Annotated in this window: 1 protein-coding gene; it reads right to left on the reverse strand. The window is 60.3% G+C overall.

Annotated features, from left to right (window positions below):
* On the reverse strand, positions 1 to 229 hold a 229-nt coding region (locus JOY50_RS29455), incomplete at both ends, for an immunoglobulin-like domain-containing protein (protein ID WP_243056215.1).

Consider the following 229-nt stretch of genomic DNA (forward strand, 5'->3'; position numbering starts at 1 on the left):
CGCTGATTTCACCAGCGTCGTTGTAAACGTCGTCGCCCTGCGCATCGTGGGTGTACGGCGCGCTGGTTTCCCCGGCCTTGATGGTGACTTGAGCGTTGTTGCTCAGGGTCACGACCAGGTCGTGGGCCAGGGCGGTGTTGATGTGCACGGTGAAGGTCGGTTTGACGTTCTCGGCAACCGATACCTGGTCAGCGGTGATGGTGACCTTGACGATATCGCCTTCGTTGCC

The organism is Pseudomonas sp. BP01 (genome assembly GCF_022760795.1).
Classification (GTDB): domain Bacteria; phylum Pseudomonadota; class Gammaproteobacteria; order Pseudomonadales; family Pseudomonadaceae; genus Aquipseudomonas; species Aquipseudomonas putida_Q.